This is a genomic window from Nevskiales bacterium, from assembly GCA_035574475.1.
GTDB lineage: Bacteria > Pseudomonadota > Gammaproteobacteria > Nevskiales > DATLYR01 > DATLYR01.
Window position 1 is genome coordinate 1 of sequence record DATLYR010000017.1, and the last position, 17,372, is coordinate 17,372.

Consider the following 17,372-nt stretch of genomic DNA (forward strand, 5'->3'; position numbering starts at 1 on the left):
CGGCGCCGTCCATGCGCAAGAGGGTGACGTCGCCAAGCCGCGCGACCGAGCCGCTCTGGGTCACGGCGGCGAACAGATTGGCGGCTTTGGCTGGCATGCGGCTTGGACTAATATGGCAACGACACTTCCAAGTATAAGCCGGCCGGGAGGACAGCACGCATGCCCCGCTTCGTACGCTGGATGGCTGCCGCCGGACTGCTGCTGGTCTGCGTGCCCGCAGGCGCGCAGCCTTCCGCCATCGCAGTGCCGCCTGAATTTCTCGAGCCCCTGCTGCAGAAGTACCAGGAGGTGCGCAAGCGGCTGGGCAACGCCCGCCATGTAGCCTTGCTGAACTACCGCCAGCCGTCGTGGGAGCCGCGCTTCCACATCATCGATCCGGGCACGCGCAAGATCCTGCGCAGTTATGTGGTGGCGCATGGCCGCGGCTCCGATCCGGAGCACACCGGCTATGCGCGCCGCTTCAGCGACGAGCCGGAGAGCCACCAGAGCTCGCTGGGGTTCTTTCTGACCGGGGACACCTATGTCAGCGAGTCCAAGGGGCATGGGCTGTCGATGCGGCTGGTGGGTCTGTCGGAGACCAACCGCAACGCGATGCATCGCGCGATCGTGATCCATTCCAACTGGTACATGGACCCGGGCTTTCTGGCCCAGCACCGCAAGCCCGGCCGCAGCTATGGCTGCCTGGTGTTTTCCGACCGCGATCGCGACGAGGTGGTGGACAAACTGAAGGGCGGCGCGCTGATCTACGCCGCCTATTGAGACGTCAGCCCATCCGCGCCACCCATGCCAGCGGCAGGTGGCGCATGAGAAAGCCGATCAACGTCCAGGGCCAGACCGGCGTGAAGGCCTCGGCCACTTCCTTCTCGATCGCTCGGACCATGGAGCGGCAGCCGGTCTCGGTGTCCACCATGAAGGGCGTGTTCTTCACTTTCTCGTTGATCTCGCTGCGGATGTAGCCCGGATAAAGCGTGGTGACCCTGATGGGCGTGCGCAACAGGTCGGCGCGGATGCCTTCGGCCAGCGAAGCCACGCCGGCCTTGGTCGCGGCATAGGTGGTGATGTTGCCGCGGAAGCCGCGCATGGCGCTGACCGAGGACACCATCACCAGGTGACCGCGGTTCTGCTTACGGAAGATTTCCACCGCGGCCTCGCACTGCGCCAGCGCGGCGACGAAGTTGGTCTCGGCGGTCTGGCGGTTGGCCCAGAAATAGCCGGTGCCGATCGGCTGGCCCTTGCCGATGCCGGCGTTGACGATCACGCGGTCCAGCCCGCCGAATTCCTGCTCGAATTCGCGGAACACGCGGAATACGTCGTCGTACTGGTTGACGTCGAGCGCCTTGACCGAAATCCGGATACCCGGGTACTTCGACACCAGTTCCTGCCTCAGCTGCTCCAGCCGTTCGGTGCGGCGCGCGCACAGCGCAAGGTTGCGGCCCAGCGCGGCGAACTGCCGTGCCATTTCCTCGCCGAGTCCGGAGCTCGCGCCCGTGATGAGTATGGTTTTGCGCATGGGTGCACCTATTTGCTGTAACCGCGTTTTGCCAGCTCGATGCGCGCGATCAGGCCCTTGTGAACCTCGTCGGGCCCGTCGGCGAGTCTGAGCGAACGCGCCTGGATGAAGAAACCGGTCAGCGGCGTGTCACGCGACACGCCGGCGCCACCGTGGATCTGGATGGCGTCGTCCACGACTCTCTGCAGCACGTTCGGCGCCACCACCTTGATGGCGGAAATTTCCGTCATCGCACCCAGTGCGCCGACCTTGTCCATTTTCCAGGCGGCATAAAGGGTCAGCAACCGCGCCTGGTCGATGGCAATCCGGGCTTCCGCCACCCGCTCGCGGTTGCCGCCGAGGTTGAGCAGCGGCTTGCCGAAGGCCGTGCGCCGCATGCCGCGCTCGATCATCAGTTCCAGCGCGGCCTCCGCCGCGCCGAGGCAGCGCATGCAGTGGTGGATGCGCCCGGGCCCGAGCCGGCCCTGCGCGATCTCGAAGCCCTTGCCCGGCCCGGCGATGAGGTTGGATACCGGCACGCGTACGCTGTTGAAGTGCACCTCGCCATGGCCATGCGGCGCATCGTACTCGCCGAACACCGGCAGCATGCGCTTGATCTCCACGCCCGGTGTATCCAGCGGCACCAGCACCATGGAATGCTGGTGGTGGCGGTCCTTCTTCTCGTCCGGCGTGCGAGCCATGAAAATGGCGATCTTCGCGGCCGGGTCGCCGATGCCGCTGGACCACCATTTCCTGCCGTTGAGCACGACGGTATCGCCCTCGACCACGGCGGTGGCCTGCATGTTGGTAGCATCGGACGAGGCCACGTCCGGTTCGGTCATGCAGAACACCGAACGGATCTCGCCGGCCAGCAGCGGCTTGAGCCAGCGTTCTTTCTGTTCCTCGCTGCCGTACTTCCACAGCACTTCCATGTTGCCGCTGTCCGGCGCGCTGCAGTTGAACACCTCCGGCGCCATGAAGCTGCGTCCCGTCTCCTCGGCAATCGGCGCGTACTCGAGCGTGGACAGGCCGGCGCCGAGCTCGGCGTCGGGCAGGAACAGGTTCCACAGGCCTTCGGCCTTGGCTTTCGCCTTGAGCGCCGCCATCTGCGGGGGCTTTTGCCAGCGCGTCCAGTCGCCGCCGGGGTTCTGTTCCGCGACCGCCCGCCAGTAGGCGTCCTCGACCGGCTGGATGTGCTCGCGCATGAAGGCCTTCACGCGCTTGAGGTAATCCTTGGATCTGGCGCTGGGCTCGAAGTCCATCGGCTGATCTCCGCAAGCAAGCCGCCATCCTACTGGAAGAAGGCCGCGCTGTTGATATCATCCCGTCCGGCCATTCATCCAGTACTGATCAATCCGTCTCCCGCTTGGCGGGGGAGGAGCGGGGAGAGGCATTCATGAAAATCCAGAACAGCGTGACGGTGGTGACGGGCGGCGCCTCCGGCCTCGGCGAGGCCACGGTGCGGCGCCTGGTGCAGCACGGCGGCAAGGTGGTTATTGCCGACCTCAACGAAGACCGCGGCCAGGCGCTGGCCGCCGAGCTGGGCAAGGTCGCAGTCTTCGTGCGCTGCGACGTGGCCAGCGAAAGCGATGCGCAGGCGGCCGTGGACGCAGCCATCAGGGGCTTCGGCCGCCTCGACGGCCTGGTGAACTGCGCCGGCATCGGCACGCCGGCCAAGGCGGTCGGCAAGGACGGCCCGCAGCCGCTGGCGCAGTTCGAGAAGGTGATTCGCATCAACCTGACCGGCACCTTCAACATGATCCGGCTGGCCGCCGCGGCGATGCAGGCGCAGGCCGCGAACGAGGAGGGCGAGCGCGGCGTGATCGTCAACACCGCCTCGGTCGCCGCCTTCGACGGGCAGATCGGCCAGCCGGCCTACAGCGCGTCCAAGGCCGGCGTGGTCGGCATGACCCTGCCGCTGGCGCGCGAGTTCGCGCGCTTCGGCATCCGCGTGGTCACCATCGCGCCGGGGCTGTTCTTCACGCCGATGATGCAGCAGCTGCCGGAGGAGGCGCGCGAGTCGCTGGGCCGGCAGGTGCCGTTCCCGCCGCGCCTCGGGCGGCCGGACGAGTTCGCGCAGCTGGTGCAGCAGATTTTCGAGAACGCGATGCTCAACGGCGAGACCATCCGCCTGGACGGCGCGATCCGCATGGCGCCAAAATGAAGGATGCCGGCCTCTCCCGCGGCCACGCGGCGATGCCTTGGTCGGCACGGCCCCAGAATCGAAAAACGCCTTGTCGAAATGCGAGTGGTGGGCCCGCCAGGACTCGAACCTGGAACCAAGAGATTATGAGTCTCCTGCTCTGACCCGTTGAGCTACAGGCCCCTCGTGCCCAAATACTAGCAGCTGCCCTCGCTCCGGAGGAGCGCTTTACGGACGGTTGAGCGCCGTTTCTGCCCGTGATTCGGTGCGTGGCGCTCGATCAGGCCGACTTCTGGAACGAGCCGTAGCGCTCCATCAGGCCGAGGTCGCGCCGGCGCCGGACCAGGTAGTCGAAGGTGCCGGCAATGCGCCACAAGAGGTGCATCTGGTGATAGCCGAAGTTCTCCACCAGGCCGGCGAGCAGCAGGCGCAGCAGGTCGCGGGTATGGGTCGGGCGCAGCCGCGTGCTCTCCTGCAGCAGCACGGCGGTGACCGAGAGGAAGGTGCCCAGCACGATCGCCAGCACGAAGAACAATGCGATGTGCGCCAGTGTGGCGAGGCCCATGAAGTAGACGAAGGGGATCAGCACGTAGCCTGCGCCCTCCACCACCGCGGCGAAGGCCTCGAAGATGAAAAAGAACGGCATGCCGAACAGGCCGGTCATGCCGTAGCGCGGGTTGAAGGTCATGTACCAGTGGCGCAGCAGCGTCTGTAGCGTGCCGCGCTGCCAGCGGTTGCGCTGTGCCGCATGCACGCGCACGGTCTCGGGCACCTCGGTATAGCACACGGGGTCGGGGATGTAGGCGATCCTGAGTCCTTCCCCGCGCTTGTGGGTATGGATGTATTCGTGCAGGCGCACCGTCAGGTCGATGTCGTCGGTGATCGCCTCCGGATCGACGCCACCCATCTCGATGAAGACGTCCTTCTTGACCACCAGGAAGGCGCCGGAGATACACAGCATGCTATTCAGCGTGGCCAGGCCCAGTCGTGACCATTGGAAGCTGCGCAGGTATTCCACCGTCTGCACCAGCGGCAGGAAGCCGCGCGGCAGCCCGTGGCCGACGATGCGCCCGTCCACCACCTCGAGGCCGTTGGCGGGGCGCACGATGCCGCCGGCGGCGATGACGCGCTGGCTGCGCAGGAACGGGCGCACCACGCGCAGCAGGGCGTCCTCCTCGAACACGCAGTCGGCGTCCATGATGCAGAGCATCGGGTAGCGCGCGTAGTTGACGGCGGCGTTGATGGCGTCGGCGCGCCGGCCATTGGCCTTGTCGATGACCACCAGATTGGGGAAGTCAGGCGATTCGTAGACCCCGCGGATGGTGCGGGTCTTGAAGCGGGTCTGCCCGACTTTGTGTACGCGGCGCAGCGCGAAGCGCTGGATCAGGAGCGCCAGCGTGCGGTCGCTGGACCCGTCGTTGACCACGATGACCTCGTGCTGCGGGTAGCGCAGGTTGAGCGCCCCGAGCACCGCGCTGATGATGACCTTCTCCTCGTTGTAGGCCGGGATGATGACGCTAAAGGGCAGCGTCAGCGGCGAGTCGGCGATACGCTGAAACTCGCCGAAGGTGATGCCCTGGTGATAGCGCCGCAGCTGCGTGGTGCCGATCAGGATCAGCAACAGGTAAGTACCGTGCAGGCACAGGTAGTAGCCGAAGATCAGGTACAGCAGCAGGGTGATGCTCATGTCGGCAGCGCCTTCTGCACGGGAATGGCGCCATGCTCCTCGAGCACCTGGCGGCTGATGTCGCGTGCGAAGCCGTCGCTGTGACCGCCGACGGCGGCCTTGAGTCCGGCGCGGCCCTCGTCGCCGGCCTGGTACAGGCTCTCCGCGGCGTTGAAGCGTACCCACCAGGCCGGATCGGCCAGCGCCTTGACCAGCGCCGGAATGGCGCCGCGGCCGCCGAGCCGGCCCAGCGCCTGGGCCGCGGCGCTGCGCACCTCCCAGGCCGGGTCCTCCAGCGCGGCGACGAGGGCCGGGACGACCTGGGTGTCGCCCATCTGGCCCAGCGCCTTGGCACTGCTCAGGCGCAGTTCCAGGTCAGGGCTGCCGAGAAAGCCGCTCAGCCGCGGCACGGCGCGGCTGGCGCGCAGCATGCCGAGCACCCGCACGGCCACCACCATCGCGGCATCCGGTTTCTGCGGGTCCTTTTGATCCAGGAATTCGAGCAATGGGCTGGTGAGCTCGTCACCCATCTCGTACAGGATTTCGGCGGCGCGCTGCAGCGGCCAGGCCGCCGGCAGCGCCAGCGCGCCGAGGATCGCACGCACCGTGTGTACCGCGCCCAGCTGGGCCAGTGCGTGCGCAGCGGCCAGGCGCACATCCAGCATTTCGTCGTTCAGCGCCAGGACGAGGGCGGGCACGGCCAGGTCATGGCTCATGTAGCCCAGGCGCGAGGCGGCGCGCACGCGCAGCGCCCAGCGGCGCGATTGCAGCGCGGTGATTTCGCTCTGCACGAACTGAAAGTGGTCGAAGAATACGCGCAGCTTCATGCGTGCCGGCCGTGGCAGCCGGCTGGCGGTATCGATCAGCACGCTCAGTGCGATGTCCGTATCCGTACCCAGCTCGGGCACCACCGCGCGCGCCTCGATCTGGTCGGCGAGGAAGTCCTGCAGGTAACGCTGCATGCGCCGGCGCAGCCGCTGCACGCGCGCCTCGCGCAGGTCGGAGAGATGGCGGTTGAATACCGCAAAGGCGGCGAGCACGATCACGGCCATCGTCAGGACGATGATGGCGTAGGCGATCAGGGTGAACATCTTCATGTTCAGAACCTCTTGACGAAGCCCACGGTCGCCGTCGTGCGATTGTAGATGTCGCGCCGATCTTCATATTCCACGCCCGCGATCAGTTCCAGAGAGGGGCGCAGCGGCACGTGGTAGTAGGCGCTGTAGGTGTCGGCCGTGGTGAGGATCACGCCCGGCACTGCCGCATCCTTCTCGGGGTCGGCACCGTGGGCAATGCCCAGCACCAGCCGCCGGTCATCGGCAAGGCCGATGTTCAGGCGCAGTGAAACCGCATCGAAGCTTTCTTCATGGAAGGCACGGCCGTAGGTGTAGCGCGCGGTGAGGAAGGTCCGCTCCGTGAACCAGTGGGTGACGCCGGGCTTGTACTGGTCCACCGGGCCTTCGGGGAAGTTCAGCCGCTCGACGTCGAACAGCAGGGTGACCGGCTCGGTCCAGTGCCATTCCAGCCCCGCCGTGTAGGTCTGACGTGCCGAAAAATCCGCGTCCGGCGCGAGCCGCAGCGCCCCGTGCCACTCGAATGCCGGGGTCACGCGGTACGAGAACAGGGCGGTATATAGCGTGTCGGTCGCGCGCGAGCGATCGCGAGCGTCGATCCGGCCGCCCAGGGTCAGCTTGGGGCTGGTGCGGTAGGACAGTTCGAACTCGGCCTCGTTCCAACCGTCACGGTCGCCGCTCAGCCCGCTGTAGCTGAACAGCGAAATGAAAGTCCAGCGCTCGGCTGGAAGCTGCGGCCAATCATGCTGTGCCGCCTGCGATTGCGGTTCGCTTGACGCTCCGGCCGCGATGACGATGGCCGGCCCCGCCACCGCTGCCAAACACGCACCGCAGGCGAGCAGGCGGTTGGCGATGCGCATGTCAAGCTACCCGCGGTGCCTGCCGGCTGTGCAGCGCGCCGGGTGCCTGTCTGCGGTAGAAACCGATGAGGTCATCCACCGTCTGCTCCAGCGTCCAGCGGTGCCGGTAACCGGTGAGCTGGTACAGTCGGTCGAGGATCGGTCGGCGCTGCGGGATCTGCTCGAAGTCCTGGCCGTAAGCCTTGGCAAAGGGCACGTACTGGAGTTCGGAAGCGCTGCCGGCGCGGTGCTTGACCAGCTCCGCCAGCTGCCGGATCGGGACTTCGTGGTCGTTCCCGACGTTGACCACCTGACCGTAGGCGGCCGGCGTGCCGGCCAGCGTGTCCAGCATGGCGACGGTGTCGCGCACGTCGCAGAAGGAGCGGGTCTGGGTGCCGTCGCCGAACACGGTAAGGGGCTCGCCTGTCAGCGCTTGTTGTACGAAGCGGGGCACGACGAAGCCATACATGCCGGACTGGCGCGGTCCGATGGCATTGAACAGGCGCACGATGACCACCGGCAGCTCGTGTTCCTGCGCATAGGCGCGGCCCTGGATTTCGTTGGTGAGCTTGCTGGCGGCGTAGTTGATCAGCGGATTGCGGGTGGACAGCACCACGTCCGCGCCCTCGCGCAGGTTATCGGGCGCGGCATGCGCATACACCGACGAGCTGGAGGGGATCACGATCTGCGCGCGCGAGCCGGTTTTGACCATCGCCTGCAGCACGCGCTCGGTACCGAGCACATTCACGCGCGTGACCTCGATCGGCTGGTTCAGCACGCGGAACATGCCGACCACCGCGGCCATGTGGTAGATGCGGTCGGCGCCGGCGACCGCCGCTTCCAGTTCCGGCCAGTCCAGAATGTCCGCCTCGCTGAAGTGATAGCCCGGGCTGCCCTGGTACAGCAGCACGCTGGCACGCGTGCCGGTGCTGAGGTCATCTACCACCTGCACCTCGTCGCCGCGGGCCAAGTGATACTCGGTCAGGTGCGAGCCGATGAAACCGGCGCCGCCGGTAATCACTACGCGCATGGATGGATTCCCGGAGGAGTGATGAGGTGGTGCACACGCATGGGGTCTCTTCCTTTATCCTTGTGCCGATTAAACTAGCCTCCCTGGCGGTGGCTGCCTATGGATAAAATGACCCAGATCGAGCCCGCGCCGGGCCGGTCGGTATCCTGAGGGGGGTTCAGTGCTTACAGGCGATTCCAGGAAAAAGCCCGAGCTGTCCTCCCCCGCCCGTAACCGGGACGCCCCCGGCGGCCTGAGCGCCGCCGGCGCCGCGCTGCACCAGCGCATCGCCCAGCGCCAGGCGACGGTCGCCGTGGTCGGCCTGGGATATGTCGGCCTGCCGCTGGCGGCCGCCATGCATGCTGCCGGCTTCCGCGTGCTGGGCTTCGACACCGACCCCCACAAGATCGAGCTGCTGAGTCGTGGCGAAAGCTACCTCAAGCATCTGGGGCCCGAACTGGTCACCCGGCTGTGCGCGGACGGGCGCTTCCGCGCCACCGCCGACGAGACCGCGCTGGGTGCTGCCGACGCCATCCTGCTGTGCGTACCGACGCCGCTGGGTCGCCATCACGAGCCGGACATGAGTTTCGTCGAGAACTCCACGCGCATGGTGGCGCGGCAGCTGCGTGCCGGGCAGCTGGTGGTGCTCGAGTCCACCACCTATCCCGGCACCACGCGCGGGCTGTGCCTGCCGCTGCTGGAGCAGGGGGGGCTGCGCTGCGGGCAGGAGTTCTTCCTCGCCTTCAGCCCCGAGCGCGAGGATCCGGGCCGCAAGGACTACGACACCCAGACCATCCCAAAGCTGGTCGGCGGCGTCGATCCGGCCAGCGCGCAGCTGGCGGTCGAGCTGTACGCGGCTGCGGTGCGCCAGGTGGTGCCAGTCGAGAACGCGGAGATTGCCGAGACCGCCAAGCTGCTGGAGAACATCTACCGCGCCGTGAACATCGCGCTGGTCAACGAGCTCAAGCCGGTACTGCGCGACATGGGCATCGACATCTGGAAGGTGGTCGAGGCCGCCGCGACCAAACCCTTCGGTTTTCAGCCCTTCTATCCGGGGCCCGGGCTCGGTGGGCACTGCATCCCGATCGATCCGTTCTACCTCACCTGGCGCGCGCGGGAGTTCGGGCACCATACCAGGTTCATCGAGCTGGCCGGCGAGATCAACAGCGCCATGCCGCGGCAGGTGGTCGCGCGCGCCTACGAGGGCCTGAACCGCATGGGTAAACCGGTGCGCGGCGCGCGTGTGCTGGTGGTGGGCGTGGCCTACAAGGCGGATATCGACGACACGCGCGAGACGCCGGCCGCACCGATCATCTCGCAGCTGCAGGAGGCGGGCGCCGAGGTGCTGTATCACGATCCGCACGTACCGCGTTTCCCGCGCAAGCGGGCCTACGACATCCGCATGGATTCCGTACCGCTCGACGCCGGACGGCTGCGCGCGATGGATGCCGTGCTCATCCTCGTCCGCCACCGTGCGGTGGACTGGCAGCTGATTGCGCGCGAGGCGCCGCTGGTGGTGGACGCCTGCAACGCCATGGCGCCGTTCGCGCCGATCAAGGGCCTGCTGGTCCCCGCCTGACGCCTGCGCAGCGGTTCGGGGGGGCGGGTTTACTCGTCCAGGAAGCTCTTGAGGTAGACCGCCCGCGACGGATGGCGGAGCTTGCGCAGCGCCTTGGCCTCGATCTGGCGGATGCGCTCGCGGGTGACGTCGAACTGCTTGCCGACCTCCTCCAGCGTATGGTCGGTGTTCATGTCGATACCGAAGCGCATGCGCAGCACTTTGGCTTCGCGCGGCGTCAGGCTGGCGAGAATGTTGTGCGTGGCCTCACGCAGGCTCTCGTCGGTGGCCGAGTCGATCGGCGACACCGCGTTGGTGTCCTCGATGAAGTCGCCCAGATGCGAATCTTCGTCGTCGCCGATGGGCGTCTCCATGGAGATCGGCTCCTTGGCGATCTTCAGCACCTTGCGGACCTTGTCCTCGGGCATCTCCATCTTCACCGCCAGCTCTTCCGGCGTCGGCTCGCGGCCCATCTCCTGCAGCATCTGGCGGCTGATGCGGTTGAGCTTGTTGATGGTCTCGATCATGTGCACCGGGATGCGGATGGTGCGGGCCTGATCGGCGATCGAGCGCGTGATCGCCTGGCGGATCCACCAGGTGGCGTAGGTCGAGAACTTGTAACCGCGGCGGTATTCGAACTTGTCCACCGCCTTCATCAGACCGATGTTGCCCTCCTGGATCAGGTCCAGGAACTGCAGGCCGCGATTGGTGTATTTTTTCGCGATCGAGATCACCAGACGCAGGTTGGCCTCGACCATCTCCTTCTTGGCGCGCCGCGCCTTGGCCTCGCCGATCGACATGCGGCGGTTGATTTCCTTGATGTCGTCGATGGTCAGGCCGGTTTCCTTCTCGATGTCCTTGAGACGGCCCTGCAGGGCCACCAGCTCGGCCTTGTGCTCGGCGATCTTGGCCGAGTAGTTGCGCTTGGCGCGGATGAAGCGGTCCCAGAAGCGCGTGTTGGTGACGTGCGCGGGGAACTGCCGCACGAAGTCCTTGTGCGGCATGCCGGCCTGTTGCACGCAGATGGTCATGATGGCGCGCTCCTGCTCGCGGATGCGCTCGACCGTGCTGCGCAGGTTCTGGATCAGCTCATCCACCAGGCGCGGCGCCAGCTTGAAGGTGACGAAGCAGTCGGCCAGTGCGCGCCACTTGGCTTCGGTCTTCTTGTCGCGGGCGCCGTACTTGGCCAGCGCGCGCATCGCTGCCTTGTGCAGCTTCTCCAGCTCGGCGAAACGCTCGGCCGCCTCTTCAGGGTCAGGCCCGGTGTCCACCACCACGCCTTCTTCGCTGTCTTCCTCGTCGTCGTCGGCCGCCGCGGAGGCCTCGGCCGCGGCCGGCGGTACGCTGTCGTCATGCGGCTCGATGTAGCCGAGCAGCACGTCGGACAGCCTGATGGTCTGAACCTCCTCATCCTCGTCCGTGGCTTCGCCGCTGCCGACCTTGGCGTACTCGCGCAGCAGATAGCCGACCGTGTCCGGATAGAAGGCCAGCGCGTGCATGACCTCGGTCAGGCCCTCCTCGATGCGCTTGGCGATGCGGATCTCGCCGTGCCGGTCGAGCAGCTCGACCGAGCCCATCTCGCGCATGTACATGCGCACCGGGTCGGTGGTGCGGCCGAACTGGTCGTCGATCGCCGCCAGGGTGGCGGCGACTTCCTCGGTGGTTTCCTCGTCGTCGTCGCCGGTCGCGGCGGTGTCGGCCAGCAGCAGCTCCTCGGCATCCGGCGCTTCTTCGTGCACCGCGATGCCCATGTCGTTGATCATGTTGATGATGTCTTCGATCTGCTCGGGATCGACGATGTCATCGGGCAGGTGGTCATTGACCTCGGCATAGGTCAGATAGCCCTTTTCCTTGCCGCTGGCGATCAACAGCTTCAGCTGGGACTGCTTTTCGTTGCTCATGCTCGGTTGGACATCCAGAAAGAGGAAGGGAATCCCGGGCGCCGGGCGCAACCGCCTGTTATTGGCCGATTTTCCGACAAGGCCGCGTGAGAACCGATCATTATATCAGAATGACTACCCACGCTTCTAGCGCATCAACCGGAAAAAATCCAGTTATTTCGGGGGTTTGCCGCGGCGCCGCAGCAGGTCGGCCAGTTCCCGGGTTTCGGCCGGGCCCAGACCGCCGGCCGCTTCCTGGGCCAGCAGGGCCTTCACGCGCTGCTCGTCGGCGGCGGCCAGCAGGCGGGCGATGGCGGCCCGGAATTCCGCCCGCGCACCGTCCTCCGGCAAGGCCAGCGCGCTCCCGGCGGCCGCTATCAGGGTGTCCAGGCCGGGCCGGTCCTGCCAGTGCTCGAGCAGGGCGCCGGCGTGTAGCTGTGGGTGGTGCTGCAGGAATTCAATGACCTCGGCCAGCATCTGCGCCCCTTCGGCCTCCAGCCCCCGCAGGCGCTCGAGCTCGCCCACCTCGGCGGCCAGCCGGGGGTGTTCCAGCAGGAGCTGCAGGGCGCGCCGCGCCAGCGAATGGCCGCTGCGCACCGCCTTGGGCGGGGGGCGCGGCGGCGCCGCGCGCTTCTCCGTGCCGAAATACAACGCTTCCACATCCTCGGCCGGCATGCGCGCCAGTTTCGCCACCTGGCCCGCGAGCAGCTTGCGGAAGGCCCCCGGCGGCAGTTTGAGCACATGCGGTCGTGCCAGTTCCACCAGCCGCGCGCGCCCGTCGACGCTGGCCAGGTCCGTTTTCGTCGCCAGCTGGTCGAGCAGGTAGCGTGACAGTGGCAGTGCCTGCTGCAGGCGCTGTTCGAAGGCGGCGCGCCCTTCCCGGCGCACCAGCGTGTCCGGGTCTTCGCCCTCCGGCAGGAACAGGAACTTGATCTCGCGCCCGTCGCGCATGACCGCCAGCGCCCGTTCGAGCGCGCGCCAGCCGGCTTCGCGCCCGGCACGGTCGCCGTCGAAACAGAACACTAGCTCGGCGGTCGAGCGGAACAGCTGCTCCAGGTGCTCCTCGGTGGTGGCGGTGCCGAGCGTGGCCACGGCGTAGGCGATGCCGTTCTGCGCCAGCGCCACCACGTCCATGTAGCCTTCGACCACCAGCAGGCGCGGCAGCTCGCGTAGCGCCTGGCGTGCCTCGTACAGGCCGTAGAGCGTGCGGCCCTTGTGGAAGATCGGCGTCTCGGGCGAGTTGAGGTACTTGGGCGTTTCGTCGCCCAGTGTGCGCCCGCCGAAGGCGATCACGCGGCCACGCGTGTCGCGGATCGGGAACATGATGCGGTCGCGGAAGCGGTCATACACACCGCCGTCGTCCTTGTGGATCGCCAGGCCGGCGGTGACCAGCAGCTTCTCGTCCTTGACCTGGTCGAGCAGGTAGCGCCAGCCGGGCGGGGCGTAGCCGATACCGAAGGTTCTGGCGACCTCGCCGGAGACGCCGCGGCGCTTGAGGTAGTCGATCGCCTTCTGGGTGGTGCGCAACTGCTCGCGGTAGGACTTCGCCGCCTGTTCCATCAGCGCGTACAGCGGCTTGTTGTCGGTGGTCTTCGGGCTGGTCGCCTCGCGCGGCACCTCGACCCCGGCCAGGTGCGCCAGCGCCTCGACCGCGTCGAGGAACTCGAGCCGGTCGTATTCCATGAGGAAGCGCAGCGCGTTGCCGTGCGCGCCGCAGCCGAAGCAGTGGTAGAACTGCTTGGTCGGGCTGACGGTGAACGACGGCGTCTTCTCGTTATGGAACGGGCAGCAGGCCTGCCAGTCGCGGCCGGCCTTTTTCAGCTGGATGCGGCTGCCGATCAGCGCGACGATGTCGGTGCGGCCGAGCAGGTCGTCGAGGAAGGTCTGGGGGATGCGGGGCATGGTCGAAGTCTAACGGCCACCGCGCCGGCTTGCCTCCGCGAATGGCTCGCCGACCTGCCGCTTGGGGAAACTCCGCCATGTCTTCGTTTCCCCTGCGCGGCACCCTTCGGGCTCCGGGTCGGCTGCGCTTGATTTCGCTGCGCCAAGCCGGCACATCGGCCGTTAGCCTGAAAGTTTGGCTTTGATCTTCGCGCTCACCGCGCCCATGTCGGCGCGGCCCTGGACCTTGGGCTTGACCAGCCCCATGACCTTGCCCATGTCCTTGATGCCGGCGGCGCCGGATTCGGCGATGGCGGTCTGGATGATGGCGTCGAGTTCGGCCTCGGACAACGCGGCCGGCAGATAGGCCTGCAGGATGGCGATCTCGGCCTGCTCGGCCGCGGCCAGCTCGGGCCGCCCGCCGGCCTGGAACTGGGCGATCGAGTCGCGGCGCTGCTTGATCATCTTCTCGAGGATGGCCATGACCGCCGTGTCGTCGAGCGTGATGCGCTCGTCCACCTCGCGCTGCTTGATGGCCGAGGCGATCAGGCGGATGACGCCCAGGCGCGCCTTGTCGCCGCCGCGCATGGCGGCCTTCATGTCGTTCTGGATCTGGTCTTTCAGGGACATGGCGTGTCTTTCTTGATCCCTCCTCCTGGATGGGGAGGGGAGGGTGGGGGTGTCGGGCTTACCCCTCCCTCGGTCCCTCCCGCAAGGGGAGGGAGGACAGGGAACGCTGATTTAAAATTGGCGCGGCTGGCGGGTGACGTCGCGCGAGGTGCGCTTGAGCGTGCGCTTGATCGCGGCGGCGCGCTTGCGCTTGCGCTCCTGGCTCGGCTTCTCGAAGAACTCGCGCTTGCGGGTCTCGGTCAGCACGCCGGCCTTCTCGCAGGTGCGCTTGAAGCGGCGCAGGGCGATCTCGAACGGCTCGTTGTCTTTCACGCGTACGCTGGGCATTCCGTCACTACTCGGTCTGGGGCGCACGGGCGCGCGCCGGGAAAAGGGCGCAAATTCTAAGGTTTTTCATGCGCTAAACGCAACTGCCCCACATGTCGTGCGGGCCCGCCCGGGCAGACGAGGGGCCGCAGCCGTAGCCCCAACAAGCAGGATGTAGAATGGCGCAGGCATGAACGCAGCACTGTCCGGCCCGGTCTTGGGCATCGAAACCTCCTGCGACGAAACCGGGGTGGCCCTGTATGCACCGGGTCGCGGCCTGCTGGCCCAGGCCCTGTACAGCCAGGTCGAACTGCACGCCGAATACGGCGGGGTGGTGCCGGAGCTGGCCTCGCGCGACCACGCGCGCAAGCTGACGCCCCTGATCGCGCAGGTGCTGACCGAGTCGGGCATCCCGCCGGAGCAGATCGCCGGCGTGGCCTATACGGCCGGCCCGGGCCTGATCGGCGCACTGTTGGTGGGGGGTGCGGTGGCCTGCGGGCTGGCCTCCGCCTGGAACGTACCGGTGGTGCCGGTGCATCACATGGAGGGCCATCTGCTGGCGCCGCTGCTCGAGAACGACCCGCCCGAATTCCCCTTTGTCGCCCTGCTGGTCTCCGGCGGCCACACCCTGCTGGTCGAGGTGAAGGGCCTGGGGCGCTATCGCATTCTCGGCGAGACCCTGGACGACGCCGTGGGCGAGGCCTTCGACAAGACCGCCAAACTGCTGGGACTGGGCTATCCCGGCGGCCCGCAGCTGGCCAAGCTGGCCGAGCAGGGCATGCCGGGCCGCTTCGCGCTGCCGCGGCCGATGCTGGACCGGCCGGGACTGGACTTCAGCTTCAGCGGCCTGAAGACGGCGGTGCTGCACCTGCTGCAGACCGCCGCCGGCGATGCGCAGACCCGTGCCGATGTCGCACGCGCCTTCGAGGAGGCGGTGGTGGAAACCCTGGCCGAGAAATGCCGCCGCGCGCTGGCGCAGACCGGCGATGCGCGGCTGGTGGTGGCGGGCGGCGTCGGTGCGAACCAGCGCTTGCGTGCGCGTCTGCGCGAGATGGCAGCCGCCGCCGGCGCGCAGGTGTATTACCCGCGCCCGCAGTACTGCACCGACAATGGCGCGATGATCGCGCAGCTCGGTGCCCTGCGCCTGGCCGAAGGGCGCCGGCCGCCCTGCGCGATCGAAGCGCGCGCGCGCTGGTCGCTGGAAGAGCTGCGGCCGGTCGCCGCCTGACACGAGGCACCGCGATGGACCTCATCTGCCTGCGCGAACTCCAGCTCGAGACCGTGATCGGCACCCATGCCTGGGAGCGGCGCATCCGCCAGACGGTCAGCCTGGACCTGGAGATCGGCTTGGATGCGAAGCGCGCGGCCACCAGCGACGCGCTGGCCGACACGCTGGATTACGACGCGCTCGCGCAGCGCCTGGCGGCCTTCGTGGGGGCGGCCGAATTCCGGCTGATCGAGGCGCTGGCCGAGGCCTGCGCACGCCTGGTCATCACCGAGTTCGGCGCCGAACGGCTGACGCTGACCGTGCACAAGCCGGGCGCGGTGCGCGCCGCCACCGACGTCGCCCTGCGCATCACCCGCAGCCGCGCCGACTACCGCTGACGCGCCGCCGGTGACCGCGGTCTTCGTCGGCATCGGCAGCAACCGCGAGCGCGAGCGCCGCATCCGCGAGGCAGTGGCCGCGCTGCGCCGGCGCTTCGGCTCGCTGCGACTGTCGCCGGTCTATGAGAGCGCCGCGGTCGGCTTTTCCGGCAGTCCGTTTTACAACCTGGTCGCGGCTTTCGACTGCGACCTGCCGGCGCGCCAGCTGCTGGCCGCACTGCGCGCCATCGAGCAGGCCTGCGGGCGCGATCCGGCGGCGGCCAAGTTCGCGCCGCGGCCGCTGGACCTGGACCTGCTGCTGTACGGCGACCTCGTCCTCGAGGCGCCGGATCTGCGCCTGCCGCGCGCCGACATCCTGACCTACGGCTTCGTGCTGAAGCCGCTGGCCGATCTGGCACCTGCAGGGCGTCACCCTGTGCTCGGGCGAAGCTATGCGGATTTGTGGGCGGCGTTCGACGGCGCGGGCCGGGAGTTGCAGCGTGTGCAGCTGCCGGGGTTGATGGACGACTAGGTCCAGCCGATGCCGCGGCCGCCATCCACGGCCAGCACCTGGCCGGTGATGAAGGCCGCATCGGCGCTGAGCAGGAAGCGCACCGCCGCGGCGACCTCCGTCGGCGTGCCGATGCGCCCCAGCGGCGTGGCGCGGATCAGCGCGGCGCGTTCGGCCTCGTCCTGCAGCTCGCCCTGCTCGGGCCACAGGATGGTGCCGGGCGCGACGCCGTTGACGCGCACGCGCGGCGCCAGTTCGCGCGCCAGCTGACGCGTGAGCATGGCCAGCCCGGCCTTGGCCGCGCCGTACACCGCATAGCCGGGCAGCGGCCGGCCGGCGTGGATGTCGATGAGATTCACGATGCTGCCCGCGCGCTCGGCCAGGTAGGGCGCCGCCGCCTGGCTCAGGAACAGCGGCGCCTTGAGATTGCTGCCGACCAGCTCCTCCCAGGCTGCCTCGTCGATCGTGCCGAGCGGCGTGCGGTAGTAACTGGAGGCGTTGTTGACCAGGGCGTCGAGCCGGCCCCAGGCGCTGCGCGCCTGCTCGACCAGCTGCGGCAGCGCGGGGGTGTCGAGCAGGTCGGCGCTGAACACATGCGCGGAGTCGTGGCGGGCGCGGTTGAACTCGGCCGCCAGGTTTTCCGTTTCGCTGCGCGAGTGGCGGCAGTGCAGCGCAAGGTTGTAGCCGGCCGCATGCAGACACCGGGCGATCTCGGCGCCGATACGACGTCCGGCGCCGGTGACCAGCGCGACAGCGGCGGCGGTTTTCATGTAGTGTTTCCCGTTCCCGGCGATGCACGCCGA

General features: G+C 67.8%; 17 protein-coding genes and 1 tRNA gene. 6 read left to right on the forward strand and 12 right to left on the reverse strand.

What is annotated here, in order from left to right:
• Positions 1 to 159: 159 nt before the first annotated feature.
• Positions 160 to 759 carry a murein L,D-transpeptidase catalytic domain family protein gene (locus VNJ47_00805; GenBank protein ID HXG27374.1) on the forward strand — a complete coding sequence of 200 codons (600 nt, stop codon included), beginning with the start codon at positions 160 to 162 and terminating at the stop codon, positions 757 to 759.
• 4 nt (positions 760 to 763) lie between these two features.
• Here VNJ47_00805 and VNJ47_00810 read toward each other — a convergent pair whose 3' ends face one another.
• Together VNJ47_00810 and VNJ47_00815 are read right to left on the reverse strand one after the other, a co-directional pair.
• Positions 764 to 1,510 carry an SDR family oxidoreductase gene (locus VNJ47_00810; GenBank protein ID HXG27375.1) on the reverse strand — a complete coding sequence of 249 codons (747 nt, stop codon included), beginning with the start codon at positions 1,508 to 1,510 and terminating at the stop codon, positions 764 to 766.
• Between the two features lie 8 nt (positions 1,511 to 1,518).
• Positions 1,519 to 2,751: an acyl-CoA dehydrogenase family protein gene (locus tag VNJ47_00815; protein HXG27376.1), complete on the reverse strand. Its 1,233-nt coding sequence runs from the start codon at positions 2,749 to 2,751 to the stop codon at positions 1,519 to 1,521.
• Positions 2,752 to 2,885: 134 nt separating this feature from the next.
• Between VNJ47_00815 and VNJ47_00820 the strand changes: the two genes are divergently transcribed.
• On the forward strand, positions 2,886 to 3,653 hold the full coding sequence (locus VNJ47_00820; protein ID HXG27377.1) for a 3-hydroxyacyl-CoA dehydrogenase: 768 nt from the start codon (positions 2,886 to 2,888) through the stop codon (positions 3,651 to 3,653).
• Between the two features lie 85 nt (positions 3,654 to 3,738).
• Here the strand turns inward: VNJ47_00820 and VNJ47_00825 are convergent.
• From VNJ47_00825 to VNJ47_00845, 5 genes are all read right to left on the reverse strand, one after another.
• A tRNA-Ile gene (locus VNJ47_00825) sits at positions 3,739 to 3,815 on the reverse strand.
• Positions 3,816 to 3,912: 97 nt separating this feature from the next.
• Positions 3,913 to 5,319, reverse strand: coding sequence for a glycosyltransferase (locus tag VNJ47_00830; protein ID HXG27378.1), 1,407 nt, complete (start codon positions 5,317 to 5,319; stop codon positions 3,913 to 3,915).
• Positions 5,316 to 6,395 carry a HEAT repeat domain-containing protein gene (locus VNJ47_00835; protein ID HXG27379.1) on the reverse strand — a complete coding sequence of 360 codons (1,080 nt, stop codon included), beginning with the start codon at positions 6,393 to 6,395 and terminating at the stop codon, positions 5,316 to 5,318. The genes VNJ47_00830 and VNJ47_00835 overlap by 4 nt, the downstream gene beginning before the upstream one ends.
• Positions 6,396 to 6,397: 2 nt before the next feature.
• Positions 6,398 to 7,231: a YaiO family outer membrane beta-barrel protein gene (locus VNJ47_00840; protein ID HXG27380.1), complete on the reverse strand. Its 834-nt coding sequence runs from the start codon at positions 7,229 to 7,231 to the stop codon at positions 6,398 to 6,400.
• Position 7,232: 1 nt separating this feature from the next.
• On the reverse strand, positions 7,233 to 8,240 hold the full coding sequence (locus VNJ47_00845; protein ID HXG27381.1) for an NAD-dependent epimerase/dehydratase family protein: 1,008 nt from the start codon (positions 8,238 to 8,240) through the stop codon (positions 7,233 to 7,235).
• Positions 8,241 to 8,400: 160 nt separating this feature from the next.
• On the opposite strand from VNJ47_00845, the gene VNJ47_00850 reads away from it, so the two are divergent.
• Positions 8,401 to 9,798, forward strand: a complete 1,398-nt coding sequence (locus tag VNJ47_00850; protein HXG27382.1) for a nucleotide sugar dehydrogenase — start codon at positions 8,401 to 8,403, stop codon at positions 9,796 to 9,798.
• Between the two features lie 29 nt (positions 9,799 to 9,827).
• Here the strand turns inward: VNJ47_00850 and rpoD are convergent, their stop codons facing one another.
• The 4 genes from rpoD to rpsU all read right to left on the reverse strand — a co-directional run bounded on the left by rpoD (position 9,828) and on the right by rpsU (position 14,495).
• The gene (gene rpoD, locus VNJ47_00855) at positions 9,828 to 11,678 is read right to left on the reverse strand and encodes an RNA polymerase sigma factor RpoD (GenBank protein HXG27383.1); all 1,851 of its coding nucleotides are present in this window, start codon (positions 11,676 to 11,678) and stop codon (positions 9,828 to 9,830) included.
• A gap of 153 nt (positions 11,679 to 11,831) precedes the next feature.
• A complete protein-coding gene (dnaG, locus tag VNJ47_00860) occupies positions 11,832 to 13,559 on the reverse strand; it encodes a DNA primase (protein ID HXG27384.1) in 1,728 nt (575 codons plus the stop codon).
• 162 nt (positions 13,560 to 13,721) lie between these two features.
• Positions 13,722 to 14,168: a GatB/YqeY domain-containing protein gene (locus VNJ47_00865; GenBank protein HXG27385.1), complete on the reverse strand. Its 447-nt coding sequence runs from the start codon at positions 14,166 to 14,168 to the stop codon at positions 13,722 to 13,724.
• 111 nt (positions 14,169 to 14,279) lie between these two features.
• Entirely contained in the window at positions 14,280 to 14,495 is a 216-nt protein-coding gene (gene rpsU, locus VNJ47_00870; protein HXG27386.1) for a 30S ribosomal protein S21, read from the reverse strand.
• A 169-nt stretch (positions 14,496 to 14,664) separates the two neighbouring features.
• Between rpsU and tsaD the strand changes: the two genes are divergently transcribed.
• From tsaD to folK, 3 genes are read left to right on the forward strand one after another with little or no spacing between them, the layout of a single operon-like run.
• Positions 14,665 to 15,702 (forward strand): tRNA (adenosine(37)-N6)-threonylcarbamoyltransferase complex transferase subunit TsaD, encoded by a 1,038-nt coding sequence (tsaD, locus tag VNJ47_00875; protein HXG27387.1) that lies wholly within the window; start codon positions 14,665 to 14,667, stop codon positions 15,700 to 15,702.
• A gap of 14 nt (positions 15,703 to 15,716) precedes the next feature.
• Positions 15,717 to 16,079, forward strand: coding sequence for a dihydroneopterin aldolase (locus VNJ47_00880; protein ID HXG27388.1), 363 nt, complete (start codon positions 15,717 to 15,719; stop codon positions 16,077 to 16,079).
• Positions 16,080 to 16,089: 10 nt separating this feature from the next.
• Positions 16,090 to 16,590: a 2-amino-4-hydroxy-6-hydroxymethyldihydropteridine diphosphokinase gene (folK, locus tag VNJ47_00885; protein ID HXG27389.1), complete on the forward strand. Its 501-nt coding sequence runs from the start codon at positions 16,090 to 16,092 to the stop codon at positions 16,588 to 16,590.
• Here folK and VNJ47_00890 read toward each other — a convergent pair.
• The gene (locus VNJ47_00890) at positions 16,587 to 17,339 is read right to left on the reverse strand and encodes a pteridine reductase (protein HXG27390.1); all 753 of its coding nucleotides are present in this window, start codon (positions 17,337 to 17,339) and stop codon (positions 16,587 to 16,589) included. The two genes, folK and VNJ47_00890, sit on opposite strands and share 4 nt — an antisense overlap.
• Positions 17,340 to 17,372 lie beyond the last annotated feature (33 nt).

Coding starts and splice junctions, on each gene's coding strand:
- tsaD (HXG27387.1), top strand. CDS start 14,665: ATGAACGCAGCACTGTCCGGCCCGGTCTTGGGCATCGAAACCTCCTGC.
- rpsU (HXG27386.1), bottom strand. CDS start 14,495: ATGCCCAGCGTACGCGTGAAAGACAACGAGCCGTTCGAGATCGCCCTG.
- rpoD (HXG27383.1), bottom strand. CDS start 11,678: ATGAGCAACGAAAAGCAGTCCCAGCTGAAGCTGTTGATCGCCAGCGGC.
- VNJ47_00830 (HXG27378.1), bottom strand. CDS start 5,319: ATGAGCATCACCCTGCTGCTGTACCTGATCTTCGGCTACTACCTGTGC.
- VNJ47_00805 (HXG27374.1), top strand. CDS start 160: ATGCCCCGCTTCGTACGCTGGATGGCTGCCGCCGGACTGCTGCTGGTC.
- VNJ47_00865 (HXG27385.1), bottom strand. CDS start 14,168: ATGTCCCTGAAAGACCAGATCCAGAACGACATGAAGGCCGCCATGCGC.
- VNJ47_00845 (HXG27381.1), bottom strand. CDS start 8,240: ATGCGCGTAGTGATTACCGGCGGCGCCGGTTTCATCGGCTCGCACCTG.
- dnaG (HXG27384.1), bottom strand. CDS start 13,559: ATGCCCCGCATCCCCCAGACCTTCCTCGACGACCTGCTCGGCCGCACC.
- VNJ47_00810 (HXG27375.1), bottom strand. CDS start 1,510: ATGCGCAAAACCATACTCATCACGGGCGCGAGCTCCGGACTCGGCGAG.
- VNJ47_00880 (HXG27388.1), top strand. CDS start 15,717: ATGGACCTCATCTGCCTGCGCGAACTCCAGCTCGAGACCGTGATCGGC.
- VNJ47_00840 (HXG27380.1), bottom strand. CDS start 7,231: ATGCGCATCGCCAACCGCCTGCTCGCCTGCGGTGCGTGTTTGGCAGCG.
- VNJ47_00820 (HXG27377.1), top strand. CDS start 2,886: ATGAAAATCCAGAACAGCGTGACGGTGGTGACGGGCGGCGCCTCCGGC.
- VNJ47_00835 (HXG27379.1), bottom strand. CDS start 6,395: ATGAAGATGTTCACCCTGATCGCCTACGCCATCATCGTCCTGACGATG.
- VNJ47_00890 (HXG27390.1), bottom strand. CDS start 17,339: ATGAAAACCGCCGCCGCTGTCGCGCTGGTCACCGGCGCCGGACGTCGT.
- VNJ47_00815 (HXG27376.1), bottom strand. CDS start 2,751: ATGGACTTCGAGCCCAGCGCCAGATCCAAGGATTACCTCAAGCGCGTG.